The 17,617-nt window shown below is 38.8% G+C and carries 20 protein-coding genes; 6 read left to right on the forward strand and 14 right to left on the reverse strand.

Annotated features, from left to right (window positions below; genetic code table 11):
• The first annotated feature begins 119 nt into the window (after positions 1–119).
• Positions 120–848 carry a hypothetical protein gene (locus tag IGJ00_RS10010; protein ID WP_019722957.1) on the forward strand — a complete coding sequence of 243 codons (729 nt, stop codon included), beginning with the start codon at positions 120–122 and terminating at the stop codon, positions 846–848.
• Positions 835–1,347 (forward strand): hypothetical protein, encoded by a 513-nt coding sequence (locus IGJ00_RS10015; protein WP_438844384.1) that lies wholly within the window; start codon positions 835–837, stop codon positions 1,345–1,347. The genes IGJ00_RS10010 and IGJ00_RS10015 overlap by 14 nt, the downstream gene beginning before the upstream one ends.
• Before the next feature lie 77 nt (positions 1,348–1,424).
• On the opposite strand, the gene IGJ00_RS10020 is transcribed toward IGJ00_RS10015, so the two are convergent.
• The 3 genes from IGJ00_RS10020 to IGJ00_RS10030 are packed head-to-tail and all read right to left on the reverse strand — an operon-like array spanning position 1,425 to position 3,914.
• Complete coding sequence (locus tag IGJ00_RS10020) at positions 1,425–2,867, reverse strand: ATP-binding protein (protein ID WP_438844385.1); 1,443 nt, start codon at positions 2,865–2,867, stop codon at positions 1,425–1,427.
• On the reverse strand, positions 2,867–3,583 hold the full coding sequence (locus IGJ00_RS10025; RefSeq protein WP_010735098.1) for a response regulator transcription factor: 717 nt from the start codon (positions 3,581–3,583) through the stop codon (positions 2,867–2,869). Before IGJ00_RS10025 ends, IGJ00_RS10020 begins: the two co-directional genes overlap by 1 nt.
• The gene (locus IGJ00_RS10030) at positions 3,564–3,914 is read right to left on the reverse strand and encodes an SdpI family protein (protein ID WP_019724437.1); all 351 of its coding nucleotides are present in this window, start codon (positions 3,912–3,914) and stop codon (positions 3,564–3,566) included. Before IGJ00_RS10030 ends, IGJ00_RS10025 begins: the two co-directional genes overlap by 20 nt.
• A 142-nt stretch (positions 3,915–4,056) precedes the next feature.
• Here IGJ00_RS10030 and IGJ00_RS10035 point away from each other — a divergent pair, with 142 nt between their 5' ends.
• A complete protein-coding gene (locus IGJ00_RS10035; protein WP_019724436.1) occupies positions 4,057–4,830 on the forward strand; it encodes a Cof-type HAD-IIB family hydrolase in 774 nt (257 codons plus the stop codon).
• Between the two features lie 293 nt (positions 4,831–5,123).
• On the opposite strand, the gene IGJ00_RS10040 is transcribed toward IGJ00_RS10035, so the two are convergent.
• The 10 genes from IGJ00_RS10040 to IGJ00_RS10085 all read right to left on the reverse strand — a co-directional run bounded on the left by IGJ00_RS10040 (position 5,124) and on the right by IGJ00_RS10085 (position 12,857).
• Positions 5,124–6,518 (reverse strand): oxaloacetate decarboxylase subunit alpha, encoded by a 1,395-nt coding sequence (locus tag IGJ00_RS10040; RefSeq protein ID WP_438844386.1) that lies wholly within the window; start codon positions 6,516–6,518, stop codon positions 5,124–5,126.
• Positions 6,519–7,058, reverse strand: a complete 540-nt coding sequence (citX, locus tag IGJ00_RS10045) for a citrate lyase holo-[acyl-carrier protein] synthase (RefSeq protein ID WP_438844387.1) — start codon at positions 7,056–7,058, stop codon at positions 6,519–6,521. It lies immediately after the preceding gene.
• Positions 7,051–8,583: a citrate lyase subunit alpha gene (gene citF, locus IGJ00_RS10050; protein WP_438844388.1), complete on the reverse strand. Its 1,533-nt coding sequence runs from the start codon at positions 8,581–8,583 to the stop codon at positions 7,051–7,053. The genes citX and citF overlap by 8 nt, the downstream gene beginning before the upstream one ends.
• A 2-nt stretch (positions 8,584–8,585) precedes the next feature.
• Positions 8,586–9,473, reverse strand: a complete 888-nt coding sequence (gene citE, locus IGJ00_RS10055; RefSeq protein WP_438844389.1) for a citrate (pro-3S)-lyase subunit beta — start codon at positions 9,471–9,473, stop codon at positions 8,586–8,588.
• Entirely contained in the window at positions 9,461–9,769 is a 309-nt protein-coding gene (gene citD, locus IGJ00_RS10060) for a citrate lyase acyl carrier protein (RefSeq protein ID WP_010735091.1), read from the reverse strand. The genes citE and citD overlap by 13 nt, the downstream gene beginning before the upstream one ends.
• Entirely contained in the window at positions 9,766–10,776 is a 1,011-nt protein-coding gene (gene citC / locus IGJ00_RS10065; RefSeq protein WP_438844390.1) for a [citrate (pro-3S)-lyase] ligase, read from the reverse strand. The genes citD and citC overlap by 4 nt, the downstream gene beginning before the upstream one ends.
• 16 nt (positions 10,777–10,792) lie before the next feature.
• A complete protein-coding gene (locus IGJ00_RS10070; RefSeq protein ID WP_010735089.1) occupies positions 10,793–10,918 on the reverse strand; it encodes an OadG-related small transporter subunit in 126 nt (41 codons plus the stop codon).
• Between the two features lie 15 nt (positions 10,919–10,933).
• A complete protein-coding gene (locus IGJ00_RS10075) occupies positions 10,934–12,049 on the reverse strand; it encodes a sodium ion-translocating decarboxylase subunit beta (RefSeq protein WP_034691433.1) in 1,116 nt (371 codons plus the stop codon).
• Positions 12,050–12,121: 72 nt separating this feature from the next.
• On the reverse strand, positions 12,122–12,517 hold the full coding sequence (locus IGJ00_RS10080) for an acetyl-CoA carboxylase biotin carboxyl carrier protein subunit (protein ID WP_029594282.1): 396 nt from the start codon (positions 12,515–12,517) through the stop codon (positions 12,122–12,124).
• A 19-nt stretch (positions 12,518–12,536) separates the two neighbouring features.
• Positions 12,537–12,857, reverse strand: a complete 321-nt coding sequence (locus tag IGJ00_RS10085; protein WP_258183249.1) for a hypothetical protein — start codon at positions 12,855–12,857, stop codon at positions 12,537–12,539.
• Positions 12,858–13,256: 399 nt separating this feature from the next.
• Here IGJ00_RS10085 and IGJ00_RS10090 point away from each other — a divergent pair, with 399 nt between their 5' ends.
• The 3 genes from IGJ00_RS10090 (at position 13,257) to citG (ending at position 16,388) form a co-directional block, all read left to right on the forward strand.
• Positions 13,257–14,603: a CitMHS family transporter gene (locus IGJ00_RS10090; RefSeq protein ID WP_108146127.1), complete on the forward strand. Its 1,347-nt coding sequence runs from the start codon at positions 13,257–13,259 to the stop codon at positions 14,601–14,603.
• A gap of 200 nt (positions 14,604–14,803) precedes the next feature.
• The gene (locus IGJ00_RS10095) at positions 14,804–15,499 is read left to right on the forward strand and encodes a GntR family transcriptional regulator (protein ID WP_065095987.1); all 696 of its coding nucleotides are present in this window, start codon (positions 14,804–14,806) and stop codon (positions 15,497–15,499) included.
• A complete protein-coding gene (citG, locus tag IGJ00_RS10100; RefSeq protein ID WP_161641969.1) occupies positions 15,492–16,388 on the forward strand; it encodes a triphosphoribosyl-dephospho-CoA synthase CitG in 897 nt (298 codons plus the stop codon). Before IGJ00_RS10095 ends, citG begins: the two co-directional genes overlap by 8 nt.
• Here citG and IGJ00_RS10105 read toward each other — a convergent pair.
• The gene (locus IGJ00_RS10105; protein ID WP_066025248.1) at positions 16,343–17,071 is read right to left on the reverse strand and encodes a response regulator transcription factor; all 729 of its coding nucleotides are present in this window, start codon (positions 17,069–17,071) and stop codon (positions 16,343–16,345) included. The genes citG and IGJ00_RS10105 overlap by 46 nt on opposite strands.
• Positions 17,072–17,617 lie beyond the last annotated feature (546 nt).

Genomic DNA, 17,617 nt, shown 5'->3' on the forward strand with positions numbered 1-17,617 from the left:
CCTTCAGGTTTCTTTTTGCTTGTCCTACTTGACCAGCCTTCCTTTATTTCGGTTTTTCACTAAATGATTTTCATACTTTATTCATATTCATTTTTTATACTATTCTTGAGGTGAAAAGTATGAATATGATCCGTTATTCTACCGCACGATTACTTTATTACAAAAAACAAACATTTCTATATACTTTGTTTTCAAGCTTTTCTGCTTTTCTATTATTGATCAGCTTTAACTTATATAATCTACAAACCACTTTACACAAACAAATCCAAGATCGGGTGTTGATATTTGACGCTTCTGATGTCAAAGAGAACTTACCTTCATCAGAAACGCTTCAACAAGCCTATCTGGTTGTGATCAGTTGCATACTGGCACTGTTTGCCTTGTGTTTCTTTTTTTTCTTTTTACTCTCACTCTATCGTCATCGCATGGAAATCATCAATTGGCGATTAGCGGGTCTTTCCAAACCAAAAATGTTCTTCTTTGTTTTTTGGCAATCCTTGATTCCATTAGTCCTGAGTTGTCTTGGCGTTCTTTTGATCGTTTTTGCTTTCCAAAATGGCTATCAAGCTTTACTCCAAAAAATCAATTTGGCTCTATTAGATTTCTTCGAACTACCGAATTTACCAAGTGTCTTTTCATCTGGAAATGGTTTATCGATCTCGATTGACCAAAATAGTTTTTTTATGATCGACTTTTTTAGCGATAACTTTTTAGTAGATACCTTAAAAGGGATCGGACAGACGATCATTTGTTTAGTTAGTATTAGCACATTACTTAGTACCTGTCTTTTCATGATTTCAAATCGACTTTTAAAAAGAAAGAAGCTGATCATTGATGAACCAACATGATTCACTGATATCATTTAGCGGTTTTACCGTTCTGATCGGTTCGAAAGCCGAACAACAGGTGATTTTCACAGAGATCAAAGCACAACTCCTTGCTTCAGAACGAACAGATCTGATGATCGTTCAAAAAAATTGGCCGTTCTTTCCTTACCTTAATTTAAAAGAACAAGTATTTTTGGACATCCCCGAAAAACAAAAAAAAGCCAAACAGGAACAAGCGCAAGCTAAGCTAATGATTGATTCCTCGTTGCTCAAAAAATCAGTAAGTGAGTTGAGTACGTATGAAAGAATCAAATTGCAACTGATGCATGCGATCCTCGCCGATAAAAATAAACTGATCATCGAAGACCCTATCGATGATTTGTCAATTATCGAGATTCAAGATCTTTTGACAAATCTTTGCGATTTAGTCAACGATCATTCTTTTTCGATCTTATTGTTGACGCATGATCTTTCCATAGCCGAAAGCCCATATGTCACTGATTGTAAAGAAGCGAGTTGACTTTTGCTTGTTGATCTTCATAAAAAAACCGTTAAAACAAGAGAAACGTCTTGTTTTAACGGTTTTTGATTTAGTTATCATTCGATTTCAACATCTGGTAATTTTACAGTAAATGTCGTTCCTTTTCCTAACTCACTTGTTACGTCGAGTTTTCCTTTATGCAATCGAACTAATTGTTGAACGATCGGTAACCCTAAGCCGGATTCGCCATATTTTGTATTTTTTCTAGATGGATCAACTTTGTAATAGCGATCCCATATGCTTTTCATTTGTTGTTCTGACATACCAATACCGGTATCGGTCACTTTGATGATCGTTTCAAGATAACCTTTTTCTAATGTGACTGTGATCGTTCCATTTTCAGTGAATTGGATCGCATTTTGAATAATGTTGACCATGATCTGTACAAACCGATCATAATCAGCGTATACGTCTAATTGTTCAGGTGCTTCTAAAATCAATTGATTACCCGCAGCTTCTGCTTTTGCTTCCAATTGAGCAACAATGTTTTTTAACGTTTCTGTCCCATCAAATTTTTTGATGACCATACTGATTTGATTCGTTCTGATTTTTTCATAATCTAAATTCTCATTGACTAGACGAATTAAACGTTCAGTTTCATTTTTCATTAATTTAATGGCATTTTCCCGTTGGTTGTCTGGGATGGCATTATACTCTAAGCCTTCTAACAAGCCATTGATGGTTGTTAAAGGGGTCCGCATTTCATGGGAAGCATCTGCCATGAATTGTCTGCGCCGATTCTCTTGTTCCTCGATTTCTGCTCGTGATTCTTTCAGTGAGTTGGTCATCTTATTGAAATCGTCTGCTAATTCATCAAATTCATCTTTGTCATTTACAGGTAATTGCACATCGAAGTTGCCATTCGTGACTTCTTTTGTAGCATTTCTCAAACGATTGATCCGTTTGACTTGGAAAGCCGCAAAGGCATAGCTTGCGATGATTGCTATAATACTTGAGAAGATAAAGCCTTTGAAGAGATTCAAGGTGACTGATCGCACGCTATTGTCGATGTTTCTGGCTGGTTGGCTTACAACTAATCCCCCATAAAACTCATGATTCAAGTTGAAAGGAACCAAAGCATAGGATGTAGCTTGATTCTCCCCTGAGATATTTTTATTTGAAGTAAACTTGACTTGGCGACCGCTTCTCAAACTTTCCCATTGATCTGCTGTAATCGTAAAATTCAAGTAAACCCCAGCAGTTGGATAGATCACTCGCTCATATTTATCAATAAAGATAAAATTGACATTTTGTTCAGTTAATACTTGTTCAGTCAATTCCAACGCATTTTGGAATGCTTGATCTTGATTGAATTGAGGAAACGTATCCGCAAAGGTTTGGGTCGTTTTCTCCACCGACTCGGCATAACCAAAAAGTTGTTGGTAATTATTTTCTTCGATGGTCTGCTTGGTCAATTGCGTAAAAGAAATACCGACGATCAAGATGATCATCGCGATCATCCCACAAAATGCCAGTAATTGTTGGTATAAATAGCGCATCAGGCAACACCTGAATCATCAAATTTATAGCCTACACCCCAAACGGTCTGGATCACTTGTGGGCCTACTTTCTCGATTTTTTGACGCAGTTTTTTGATATGGGCGTCGACGGTTCGTTCATCACCAAAATATTGATAATCCCAAACTAATTCCAATAACTGTTCTCTTGAAAATACTTGTCTTGGTTTCTTTGCTAATGTAAATAAAAGATCAAATTCTTTTGGTGTCAATCCATCGATCGGTTGGTTATTCAAGTAGGCTTCACGCGTTTTCGTATTCATCTTGAAGTGATCGGTTTGGATATCAAAATTCTGATCAGATAATGGATTTTCTTCTTTTGTTTCGACTAATTCGCTACGACGATGTAATGCCTTCATACGTGCAATCAACGTCAAAGGACTAAAAGGTTTCGTCACATAGTCATCGGCTCCCATTTCTAAACCGATCACTTGATCACTTTCAGAATCTCGGGCGGTCAACATGATGATTGGTACCGTACTAGAAACTTTTCGGATTTCTCGTCCAACCATCATGCCATCCATTGTCGGAAGATTAAGATCCAACGTGACCATATCCCAATGTTGTGGATTCTCTAAAAACGCATCTAATCCTTCTTTTCCGTCGTATTTGAAGGTTGCTTCCCATCCTTCATTCAAAAAAAACATCTGCATCATTTCAGATACGGATTGATTATCTTCAATCATTAAAATGTTCATGCTCGTCTCCTCCATTTATCAAATCGTAAGTTTGTAATTTTTTTTCTGTTAATATAAAAATCGGCATGATCGGAAACACTAAGACCAACATTTCAATAATAAAAAAATTGGTATGTTCGGTGATTTTTAATCCGTAGCCGATCAAGGTCATCAATAATCCGAAAATCAAGAAATATTTTCCGCTTGTTCGTTGGGCAATCCGCCAATGTTCGTCGGATCTAGTGGCACGTTCTGAATGATAACCATAGAAAGGTAAATTACCTTTAGAAGGCAAAATTAAAAATAAGAGCCCTATCAAGGTCAAAAAAAGACCAACTGTTAAAAAAATCATGATTTCACTCTCCAATCTCTGTCTATAGTATACTCTAAAATGGTTGCTGAACCAATAAGTTCAGTAATTCTTCACGAAACGTTTGTCTTTTGTTCATTCTTTGATAAGATAAAGATAGTCAAATGAAAAAGGAGTTTTATTTGTGACAAACTATCAAGCAATCACATTTTTCGATCTCGATGGAACTTTATTAGATGGACATTCTAAAATAACTCCTGAGATCGCCGCAGCAATCCAAGCATTAAAAGAGAATGATATCCTACCTGTTATCGCTACTGGACGGACAGAAATGGAAATCAAACAAATCATGCGTGATGCGGGTATTACTTCCGCTGTAACAATGAATGGTTCTTGCATTAGCGTAGAGGGAGAAGAAATTTATTCTGTACGCTTTTCTAAAGAAGAATGTCAAAAAATGCGTGACCATATCGAAGAGCAAGGTCATGCCCTTTGTTTTTATAATAGAGAGAATATTTGGAGTACTCACCACACAGAAACGATGAGAAAAGCTTATGGCTTTATCCATTCAGATGTGCCACCAATCGATCCTTCCGCTTTTCAGGATCATCCGATCAATATGCTGCTGATCCTTTCAGAATCAGGAGATGAATATTATCATGAACGTTTCCCAGACATGACTTTTTACCGCAATAGTCCCTATTCGATCGATACGGTCAGAAAAGGTATTTCAAAAGGTGCAGGGGTCAAACGCTTAAAAGAAACATTAAAATTAGAGAATGTCCCAACTTTTGGTTTTGGTGACGGGCCGAACGATTTTGCCTTACTTGAAGCTTGTGATCACAAAATCGCGATGGGTAATGCTTACGATGAGTTAAAAGAACTTGCAACCTTCATTACGAAGAAAAATACCGAAGGCGGGATCGTTCACGCATTGAAGCATTTTGAATTGATTTGATTGTGGAACTGCTTAAACATGACAAAACGAAATAGCCGTCACTTTAACAGAGGACGACTATTTCTACTATACCGAATGAAATTTTTGGCGCCGTTTTTAGCGGCGCTTTCCAAAGGGACTGTTCACGCAGTTCCTTTTTTATTGTTAATCTCGCCCAAGACTGAGGATTCAGACATCGCCCCTCAGTTCATGAGTAGGGAATTTTATCTAGACAACTTCTCTAAAATGATAAATACCCACCTTTATTTTACTATCTCTCAACCGCGGCTAAAAACCGAATCCTTGTTTTGACGTCAGTCCATGTCGATCATCACTTCAACCGTTTGCAGTGGTACGTCATAAAAGCGGTCTTCGCGACGCCCTAAGAAATCTTTGGCTTGTTGAGGGAACAAGGCATAGCTTAAAAGATCTTCTGGTGATTTTGCATACTCACTGATTTCTTTTTTGAGTAGCGGCAATTGAGGTGCTAGTAAATCTGCGGGTCGCTCTTGGATCACTTGTTCATCGCCAATGATTATCTGTTGGATGGCTTCAGCGATTGGTGCTGGAGGACGGCCGTACAACCCTCGAACATATTCTTTGATTTCAGTTGGGACGAGTTTATATCGCTCACCAGAAAGTACATTCATCAGCGCTTGCGTTCCTACCATTTGGGATAACGGAGTAACAAGTGGCGGAAAGCCAAGATCTGCTCGAACTTTTGGCACTTCTGCTAATACTTCTTCATATCTCTCTTGTAATCCTTGTTCCGTCAACTGACTTAATAAATTAGATAACATACCGCCAGGCACTTGATAAATCAATGTTTTAGGTTCAATGTCCTTGACTTTAGGATTTAACATCCCTTCTTCGCGAAAATGATCTCTGATCGGATTGAAGTATTCTGCTATTTTTGTTACTTTTTTCATATCTAACCCTGTCTCATAGCCCATTTCTTCAAGCACCAAAGCCATTGATTCAGTTGCAGGTTGACTCGTTCCACCCGCAAAAGAAGAGATAGCCGTATCGATGATGTCCGCCCCTGCTTCAACCGCTTTTAAATAGGTCATTTCAGCGATCCCACTTGTTGCATGAGTATGGACTTCTAATGGTAATGGAACAGCATCTTTGATTCGACTGATCAATTCGTAACCAGTTTGCGGGGTCAATACGCCCGCCATATCTTTGATACATAACGAATCTGCTCCAGTATCCGCCATTTCTTTTGCTAACCTTACAAAATAATCGATCGTATGGATCTCGCTCGTCGTATAAGAAATAGCTGTTTGGCAATGACCACCAGCTTCTTTAGCTGTCACAATAGCAGTCTGTAAATTTCGAACATCATTCAATGCGTCAAACACACGAATACTATCAATGCCGTTCTTGATCGATTTCTCAACAAATTCTTTGACTACATCATCTGCGTAATTTTTGTACCCAAGGAGGTTTTGTCCTCGAAGCAACATTTGTAGCTTTGTTTGTTTGACTTGTGAACGAATCATACGCAAACGCTCCCATGGATCTTCATTTAAGAATCGTAAGCACGCATCAAAAGTAGCGCCACCCCACATCTCTAATGAATGGTAGCCTGCTTGATCCATTGTTTTCAGGATTGGCAACATGTCTGCTGTAGTCATTCTTGTGGCAATCAAGCTTTGTTGTCCATCACGCAAAACAGTTTCCATCATTTGGATTTTTTTTGCCATTTACTTCCTTCCTTTCTCAACGAGTTGCTGGATATGTGTGCGTATCATTTGCAGGGAATGTTTCTGTTCGCGACTACAAACTTTGGCTACTTCGTTACACACGTAACATGTCCGTTGGTTATATCCCAGCATCTCGCGACTCAACTGCTGCATCTTTCCTTCTTCCCAAAAAAGTACATCAAGATCAACTAATCGACCATAGGGGCATGTTTCTTCGAGTTCGATCATGCGCTTTTTTAGTAGCTCTTTTCTTAAAGGAAGAAGTAAAAAATACTCGTAACCTGTTTTTTTCTTACGGTACAACTGGACCAATGGAGTGACTTCTGAAACACATTCTTCTATAGCTTCGACCACTATATGAAAGACTTGTGCGATTTCTTCTGACGTTTTGACAGGACCTGGTATATTCATAGTTGCTGAAAGCAACATATGTTGTGGATTTGCTTCCAATAATTTTCTTTGTCTGTTAGCACGGGCCTCTCTTGCGATAAGGATCTCTTCATGCGTCACAATTGGTCCATCGAATAATTTGCTACACATTTTTGACCACATCGATCAGTGTGCCATCACGATATTCCACCAAGGCAACGATCTTTTCGCCATACTGGATGGCTGAAGGTTCGCCAACGATGGCATATGCTTTTTGTTTAAGCTCGTCGATCGTATATTGCGGTATATCTACACCCTTGAAATACTCGATCAGATCTTGTCGTTTAGGATTGATGGCGATACCTACTTCCGTAACTAAGACATCAATGCTAGTTCCGGGAGTCACAACCGTATTGACATGATCAACAACAGTGGGTATCCGTCCACGAACGAGTGGCGAGATCACTAGGCTCATTTTACAACCCATGCTGGTATCTGGGTGGCCGCCAACAGCTCCACGAATCACTCCATCTGAACCAGTCATGACATTGACATTGTAAGCCGTATCGATTTCTAGCGCAGACAAAATGGCTGTATCTAGCTGATTTACCATAGCACCTTTACTTGCTGGAGAAGCGTACATACTTGCATCGATTTCATAATGTTGGTTGTTTTCGCCTAAAGAAATCGCAGATAAATGATCGAAATCCTGGACATCGATAATCTTTTCTACTAAACCTTCCTCTAGTAATTCCACCATCGCATTTGTAATTCCACCTAAAACAAAACTAGCAGTCATTTGGTCTTTCAACATTGCTTCGCGTAAAAAACGGGTAACTGCCAGTGCCGCACCACCTGTGCCAGTTTGAAAGGAGAATCCCTGTTGATAATAAGGCGAATGAGTGATAACTTTTGCTGCATACTCTGCGATCAAAAGTTCTTTAGGATTTTTAGTAAATCGTGTCGCACCTTTTGCAATGCCTTCGGGATCACCTATCGCTTCCACTTCTACAACATAATCGACATCCGTCTGTGCAATACTGATTGGGATATTAGGAAAAGAAACTAATGTATCTGTGAGGATGACCACTTGATCCGCATATTTTGCATCGACCATGGCATAACCTAGTGATCCGCAAATGGCTTTTCCAGTGGTTCCATTAGCATTTCCATATTCATCTGAACTCGTCGCTCCTAAAAAAGCGACATCAATATGCAGGTCACCGGATGCGATCGCTCGCGCTCGTCCACCATGGGAACGAATGACTACTGGTTTTTCCATGATTCCTTCCGAAATTGCGGCACCTACTTTATCCCGCAAACCACTCGTGGTAATTCCAGTCACAACGCCATTTTTTATATGCTCGATCAAAGGTTCATGGACATTTGCGATTGAACTTGGTGCAATCGTGATATTTTTGATTCCTAACGAGGCAATTTCTTCCATGACCATGTTTAGTACAAAGTCACCTTCACGGAAATGATGATGAAAAGAAATCGTCATTCCATCTTTCAGCCCTGTCTTTTCAATGGCTTCTTTGAGACTTCCCACTATTTTTTTCTCATTTGGACGGACAGGATGGATGTTTCTACTGGCTTCTTTGTATGGTTCCATATGGTCCAATTCACCTTCGTACAGACGATGAGCAACTGTTGCTGTTTGTGGAATTTCTTTGCTAACTTTATTTACAACCATTTCTAGATCTCCTCCTCTCTGATCAACTTCGCTGCTTTTGCAAGAGCAATCACTTTTTCTGCTCGCTCGACGATTGGTTTGTCCACCATCTTGCCATTCACAGAAATCACGCCTGAACCTTTTGCTTCCGCTTCTTGGATACCCCAGATCACTTCTTTCGCTGCTTGGATCTCTTTTTCTGTTGGTTCATAAATAGCATGGACTAATGGAATCTGACGTGGGTTGATCACTGATTTCCCATCAAAGCCTAGTTGCTTGATCAGACGGACTTCTGCTTGAAATCCCTCAAGATTTTCGACATCTGAATAGACAGTATCGATTGCTGCAATACCAGCAGCTCTAGCTGAATGAAGGATCATATTTCGAGCAAAAGACAATTCTTGCCCATCTGGATATCGTTGAGTTTTCATATTGGTCACATAATCTTCGGCACCTAACGCGATGCCAACTAACCGTTTGGAAGCTTTAGCGATTTCTCTTGCATTCAATACCCCTTCTGCAGATTCGATCGCTGCCATCATTTTTGTGGTTCCCATTGGGATATGATAAGTTTCTTCCACTGAAGTGATGACCTGATCAACCTCGATGATGTCTTGTGCGGTTTCTGTTTTTGGCAAGCGAATGACATCGATCCCTGCTAATACCATTGCCTCAATGTCTTGGTCACCCCCAGCCGTCAATGCGTTGATTCGAACGACCGTTTCTACTTTGCTATAGTCAAATGTTTTTAATGCCATATGAACGAGCAAGCGTGCCGAATCTTTTTCTTTTAAGGATACGGCGTCTTCCAAATCAAACATGAGTGAATCTGCACCGTATAATGGCGCATCTCTCAGCATCGCTGCATTTGCACCAGGAACAAACATCATCGTTCTTCTTAAACGTTCCATGAATTGATCTCCTTCCAATCATAGCGCTCTTGCTTTCCAGCTCGATGGACTGCTGTAATCGTCCTTGCCTGGATCGTGCAATCAAGCGCACCTTTATCGACAGCTGTTACTTTGGCGGCTTCAATGCCTAACTGTTGAAGGGTGTCCATAATGACTTTTCTGATTTGGTGACCAAATTGTTTTTCGACATTGCTTGTCAAGGAAAGTTCAATGCCTTTTTCTATCTTTGGATCGATCGTGATCATGATATCACTGGATTCAATTGTTCCAGCCACTGCACTTTGATAAATTTTCACTTCCTGTCACCTCTATTACGTTTATGATTTTTGATATAGTTATAAGTCGAAGCAGGCAAATACGCTTGTAATGTCTGCACGTCATCTTCTTGTAAGGCTTTTCGGACTTTTGTTGCACTGATTACTTCGTTTTTGATACATTTTCGCGGTAGGACGATCAAAGAAAGCGATTCTCCAAATACCTTCTTCAATGTTTCATTATAGATTTCAGTTACCTTAGAGTACGGTTCTTCACCGACAAATCGACTTTCAATTGCAAGTATCGGTGCGATTTTTTCTTTAAAAAGTAGCGCATCCAATGTACCTTGCGCTTTTGCTGCTTCTTCTGTAGCATGTTCCTTTAAAAAATAGGCAGGAAATGTGGCGGAAGAAATCAGATAATCTTCTGTCGGCAAAATCGTGACATTTTTTACATGCGCGATCCCTTGCTTGACCATTTCGAACCGTTCGGAAAAGGAAAATTCTGAACGATCTTCTGAAAGAATAAAAAGGTAGACTTGGTCTGCTTGTTTGGCTGCGCACTCCACTAAGTACTGATGTCCTTTTGTAAAAGGATTGGCATTCATCACAATCCCACAGCCTGTACCTTTTTTCTTTTTTGCCTTCAACATGGCAAGATAATCTTGAAAGTCAGGTGTACCTTGTTCCATAAACAATATGGTTTCAGTGGCAATGATCTCTTTAAATCCCATAGCATGAAAAATCGGGTGATTACTAGGATCTGTGTAGACAAAGAAATGCCTTTTGTTTTCTTCGGATAAATGATCAATTAATTGCTGAACGATCTTCGTCAACAAATTTTCTGATTGGAAATCCTTCGCAACAGCCAAATATTTTAAAATATTGCGCTCATAAGAACCGGTGGCAATCAGCCGCTCTTCTTGATAGATCCCAACGGTATAGTCAACCTTTTCATTCAATGTGAGACCGGATTTTTCGATCAGCTCCAGCCATTGTTGATAGACTTGAGCATCCTTTTCCAACCATAATCTTTTGATTGTATACATGTACAAGACCTTCTTTTTATTTTCTTACTGGAAACAAGCGACTCAATAGCATCGAAGCAAGATAAATGATCAAGATAACAACGAATACGCCACCCCATCCTAAAACTAGTAGTTCAAGAGATTTGATTAACTCTGCTGACATCGTTTTTCTCCTTTCTTATACCAATAAGGCGAGCAATAAGCCGCCGGCAATCACTGAAGCAATCTGACCAGATACATTGGCTCCAGCTGCGTGCATCAAAATGAAGTTCTGTGGGTCTTCTTCTGTTGCCATTTTCTGAATGACGCGGCTAGACATTGGAAAAGCAGAGATTCCTGCTGCTCCGATCATTGGATTGATTTTCTCTTTTCGGAATAAATTTAATAATTTAGCAAACAATACTCCACCGATCGAGTCCATAATGAAAGCAACCAGCCCTAGACCGATAACCATCAACGTATCGATCTGTAAAAATTCTTCATACTGCATTTTGACCGAAATGGCGATCCCTAATAATATGCTGATGAGATTGACTAACTCATTCTGAGCAGTGATCGACAAACGATCCAATACCCCACATTCTCGTAACAAATTTCCAAACATCAAAAAACCAACAAGTGGCAGAGAAACAGGCGCAATCAAACCAGCGACGACTGAAATAACTAAAGGAAAGAGGATTTTTGCTGTTTGCGACACTTCCCCTGCACGATAATTCATTCGAATACGTCGCTCTTTTTTAGTCGTCACAGCTTTGATCGCAACTGGCTGAATGATTGGCACGAGGGCCATATACGAATAGGCAGCCACCATGATGGCACCCATATATTTCGAATTCAACGTGTTCGCGACAAAAATGGAAGTTGGTCCATCCGCTGCTCCGATGATGCCAATAGAAGCTGCATCATTCAAATCAAAACCTAATAGGATCGCTACGATGATCGTAAAGAAAATCCCAAATTGTGCGGCGGCTCCAAAAAGTAATAAAAATGGATTTTGTAACAAGGGACCGAAATCGATCATTGCACCAATACCAATGAATAATAAGAGCGGAAATAGCTCCGTCGTAATCCCCATATCAAACAAAATTTGGAATGCGCCGGCCTCACCACCGGCACTCAGCACACCTGAATTAGGGAAATTGACTAAGATCGTACCTAACCCCATCGGTACGAGTAACGTTGGTTCATATTCTTTTTTTATCCCAAGGTACATGAGGACTCCGCCAATCACCATCATCACGATGCGTCCCGGCTCTTGCCCCATGCCAATAACTCCTTCAATAAGTGTTTCCACACATGTCACTTCCTTTTACTTAATATTGAATACCAAGAGTCACCAAAATGACTCTACTCTCAAAGCGAACATTTAACTAATCGTGATAAGTGGATCACCAGGATTCACCATTTCTCCTTGACTGATATGGATTCCAGTCACTTGACCAGCTTTTCCAGCAACGATTTCATTTTCCATTTTCATCGCTTCTAAAATCATCAAAGGTTGATTGATTTCCACTACCTCCCCAACTGTAACTAATAAACGAGAAATCGTGCCTGGCATCGGCGAAGTCATCGCATCCGCTCCCGCTTCGACTGAGGATTTCGTTTCTGGTACAGTTGTTGAGACCTCTGATGGTACGACCGCTTCCACTGGTGTAGATCGTTCTGGTGTTGGAACTGGGTTCGTTTGCGGACTTCCACCGATTTCTTCCATTTCCACTAAATATTCTTTTCCATCAATTGAGATTTTGAATTTCCGCAACATTTTTTCTCCTCCAAAACATTTATTTTTTGGCTATTTTTCGTATAATAAACTGACTATTTGGATTGACTCCCGCTGCTACACTTGTAGCAATCAGTGAAACCAAAATTGCTTCCGGATTTCTCTGCTTGATTTTTTTGATAATGAATCGACTCTCCGGATCATATTCTGCTGCTAAACTTGCAGCTACCACACTGACAAGCTGAACATCAGCTGGCGCAGCATCAATATATGCAGGAACCGGTTTCATTTCATCCATCTTTTCATTGTCTCTTTCTACTATTGTGGGGCTGGGCTCCACTGCTGGTTGCTGCTTCTTTCTTCGTTTTGTAAACAGCCACATACTTCTTGCTCCTTTCTTCTTTTCTGTCCTTATTTTTATTATAGGATGTTTCAACCAATTATGTTTTCCAAACTGATATAAGATTGTTTTTTTGTTGTTTCTTTTTCTTGAATCAGGCAAAAAAAGCAATACAAACATTGATATAAAAGCTTTTTCCAATGAATTAATGTTCTGTTAAGGTACTATTAAGCATTCGATAAGATTAGGTAGACCAAATTGTTTTTTTCATGTTCTTTTTTCTTACTTCACCTATCTTCCCTTTAAAATATTGCTTATCCTAGAGTCGTCAAGGAGGCGTCAATTTTAGAAACACACAACTCTTTCTGTCCTAAGAATAATTTTCTACCCATCTAATTTTGATACCGCTTACAAACAATACAATTAGAAAAGGAGAAGCGTATGTTATTAACCGTTTTATCTTATGCAATGATCATTATTTTTATGTATGTCATCATGAAAAAGAAAATGTCTCCATTTACTTCCCTTGTGATCATTCCACTATTATTTACTTTAGTTGCAATGATTTCCGGTGCTTCACAGAAAGGAAATATTGGCGATTTTGTATTAGAAGGTATCAAAACAACTTCAAATACAGGAATCATGCTATTATTTGCCATTTTATATTTTTCAATCATGTTGGACGCTGGTCTATTTGATCCAATCACTAAAAAAATGATTTATTTTGCCAAAGGCGATCCAATGAAAGTTTTAATGGCAACTGCGATCGTTGCCGCAACCGTTTCGCTGAATGGCGATGGGACAACGACTACGTTGATTTGCTGTTCCGCTTTTATTCCTATCTATAAAAAATTAAACATGAAAATGATGAACTTAGGGGTATTGATCATTCTTCAAAATACCATCATGAATCTATTACCTTGGGGTGGACCGACCGCTCGAGCGATGGCAGTATTGGAAGTCGATGCGGATATCTTGTCTTACCTAGCTCCTGGAATGATCTTGTCTTTGCTTTATGTCATTTTTTTCGTTGCACGCCGGATGGGAAAACAAGAACGTGACCGTTTAGGTATTACCCAATTATCAAATGAGGAAATTGAAGAAATCACTAAAATCACCGATCCTGAAACAGTCAAAATGCGCTGTCCTAAAAATTTTGTATTCAATGGGATACTCACGATCGTGTTGATTGCCTGGTTGGTTGCCAGCTCATTTATTTCTTCGATTGCCTTACCACCTCTTTTATTATTTTTAGTAGGAACATGCATTGCCTTAATGGTCAATTACCCTAATCTAAAAGATCAATCCGCCCGTATTGGTGCAAATGGTGGCGATGCGGTGCAAGTCGTGATTTTAGTTTTTGCGGCGGGAGTTTTCATGGGGCTTTTCCAAGGTTCAGGTATGGCTGAAGCACTCGCGAACAGCTTTACTTATCTCATTCCAAAACAATTAGCAGGATTCTGGGGATTAGTTATTGCGTTGATCTCAGCGCCAGGTACTTTCTTTATTTCAAATGATGGTTTTTATTTCGGTGTATTACCGGTTTTAGCAGAAGCCGGTCATGCGTACGGCTTTACCAATATGCAAATGGCCCTTGCCTCTTTGATGGGTCAAGCCTTCCATTTGCTCAGTCCGTTAGTGGCTTTTATCTATCTCTTGTTACGTTTGACCGGATTGGATATGGGAAAATGGCAAAGAGAAGCCGGAAAATATGCCTTAGGTATTTTTACTATTTTTGTCGTCACAATTATTCTTTTTGGACATATGCCATTTTATATCCCACAATAAAAACCGATCGTACCAACAAGAGTGACTAACTAAACGAACGGCTCCTTCATTATTGGAATACTAATTTTCACGTTCTGCCAAAGTGAAGGAGCCGTTTTAATTGCTATTGACATATTTTTGGGTTCGTTCTCTTGAGGGTTGGAAAGCATGATAAACTTAGAACAAAAACTGAATGTCTAAGTAGAAATGGGGAGAAAAAAATGAAGCAAGTGGTTGAAGCATTACGAAAAAATTTGGATCTAACTCAAAATAAAACATTGAATGCACTTATTTATGAAGCGTTTCGTAAAACGATCATTCTTGGTGATATTCCTGCAAATACACGAATCAATGAAAAAGTCTTAGCGGAAGAATTGAATATCAGTCGCACACCCATTCGGTTAGCAATGAAGCAATTAGTCAATGAAAAATTAGTTGAACACGTGCCTAAGATCGGCATCGTCGTCAAAGGTATTCGTATAAAAGATGCTTACGAAATCTATGATATCCGTAAATCTTTAGATACCCTTGCCACGATCAAGGCAATGAATCAGATGACAACAGAAGACTTCATTGAACTAAAAGAACTGTTGTTACGCGGTGAAAGTTATAATCAAGCAGATCAAACAGAAAAAGTCTTGCAAAATTTTTCAGACTTCAATACGTTTATTTACGAGAAAAGCCAAATGCTCCGTTTAAAATCTATTGTCTTAGAGTTACAAGCTTACCTCGTTTATTTTCGCGATATCGCCATTCGTTCATCCAGACGGAGAGATAAAGCTCTTGAAGAACATTGGCTGATCTATCGCGGAATGCAAACAAAAAACGCAGAACAAATCACCTTGATCACCCACGAGCATTTAGATCGTTCATTACAATTTATTTTAGCTGAAATGGAGCGTAGAAAAATTGACTAATCATACACTGATAGGTACGATCGCACAGGCTGCACAGCACGCTTTGTTTTACGAAGTAGCATTAAGTCCAAAACCAGGACTAGTCGATCCTATTTCAAATGGCGCGCATAATGATATGGATTTTCAAACCTTTCAAATAAGTATCGAAACGTTAACACCTTTTTTCCAAGAATATATCGAAGCAGGTTTTACTCATAAAGGGAATACGAAATCATTATTTAAAAAACTAAGAAGCATGGGGTATCAAGCAGAACAAGCAATGCTTGTCGCAACGAATGATATCAATACACATAAAGGAGCGAATTTTTCGTTTGCAGTCATCTTGGGCGCGATCGGTTGGCACATGCAACAGTGTTTTATCCAAAGACTTCCATTAAACGCCAAACAGACGGAGCAAATACTAGATTTTACAGGAGAACTGACACATGATTTGATCAAAGAGGATTTTCACGACTTAGCGCGGAAAACACACCGTACACATGGGGAAGAGCTTTTTTTGACACATGGTATTTCAGGTATTCGTGGCGAGGCTGCTCAGTGTTATCCCAGCCTTACTTCCATTCTTCTCCCTTACTTACGTTCAGCAAACTATCATGCGCCCGATGAAGTCTTTCTACGTGCCTTGGTTTTATTGATGAGCGAAATCGAAGACGGGAATATACTTCACCGAGGCGGTATTCAGGAGTGGCAAAAAGTACAACAAGAAACAAAAAAAATTCATCAAGCAAAGCTCCCATGGAAGCAGCTACTTGATGAATTAACAATCTATGATCAACGATTGACCAAACGCAATTTAAGCCCTGGTGGTGCAGCAGATTTACTTTCATTAGGTATTTTTTTCGCTCAATTAGAAGGATTACTTTCTTTACCAGAGGGTAAGAAAATATAACCAAGTCCTCTAACCGTTCTGAGGTACTGGACATTTTTTGGATCATCTTCGATTTTGTTTCGTAAGTGATTGATAAAAACCATAATGGTATTGGCATCCAGCTCACTGTCATTCCAAACACTTTGATAAATTTGTTCCTTTGAAAAAACCTGTTCGGGATTTTCTATAAAGAATTGCATCAGCTTGATTTTTTTTGAAGACAACTCAATCGATCTGCCTTTTTTATATAAACGATAGAGCGCTTTGTCAAAGCAAAAATCACCTATGATGATTTTATTTTTTTTACAGTTGGTGGTTTGTTCTTTAAGTACCTTGTGTCTGTCCAAAATAGCGAGAACTTGCGCCTTTAGCAGTGTCGGATTGAATGGTTTAGTGATGTAATAATCTGCTCCCATCTCCAATCCAGTGATAATTTCAATCTCATTTTGTTGTTCGGTAAAAAAAACGATGGGAGAAAGACTGTCTTGCTCTCGGATGAGTTGCACAATATGGTAGCCATCTGTTTGATGAGCTAAACGAATATCTAAAAGATAGAGATCAAAAGTCACTCTAGACATGATATCCAGTGTTTTTTCAACGGAATCACTTTGATAGATCAAAACCCCAGCTGGTTGTAAGGCCTTCCAAATCATTCTTCTAAATGTTAGATCTTCATCAATCGCCAATATCTTTTCACTTCTCATTTTCTTTCCTCCTGCCCAGAACATCCATAGGTTAAAACTGTAATTTACTTATTCAATTAAAAAAAGCAATTGATCATAATATCACAATTTATTCTTCAGCTCTATTATACGCACAGAAACGATGATTTCTCGTCTCAAAAAAAAGAAAATACAATAAAAAAACATTTTTATTTACTCCATATAGACGTCGCTTCATATAATAATTTGTTTTTACTATTTTTTATGATAGTTAAACCTAGTGAAAATTTTTATAGAATTTTTTTTTACAGCTTTATAGTATGACTAACTATAAATATCTATTATTAAGAAAAGTACAATTTGTCCTCAGAAAAAACTTTGAAAGAAAAATCCTTTAAAAAAGAAAGATACTTATAATTGTGGATAGAGTATGCAATGGAATATTTTGCTCATTTTTTTAATATGTTTTAATTATGTACACAAGATAATTCTAATACAGATTTGAATGTTACTGCTGAAGTCACTTTAATCAAGAGTTTTAAAAAACATAGCATATTATAAGAAAGAACGGTAAAAATGTCCTGAAAT

The sequence above is a fragment of the Enterococcus sp. AZ062 genome (assembly GCF_051715065.1).
GTDB lineage: Bacteria > Bacillota > Bacilli > Lactobacillales > Enterococcaceae > Enterococcus_B > Enterococcus_B mundtii.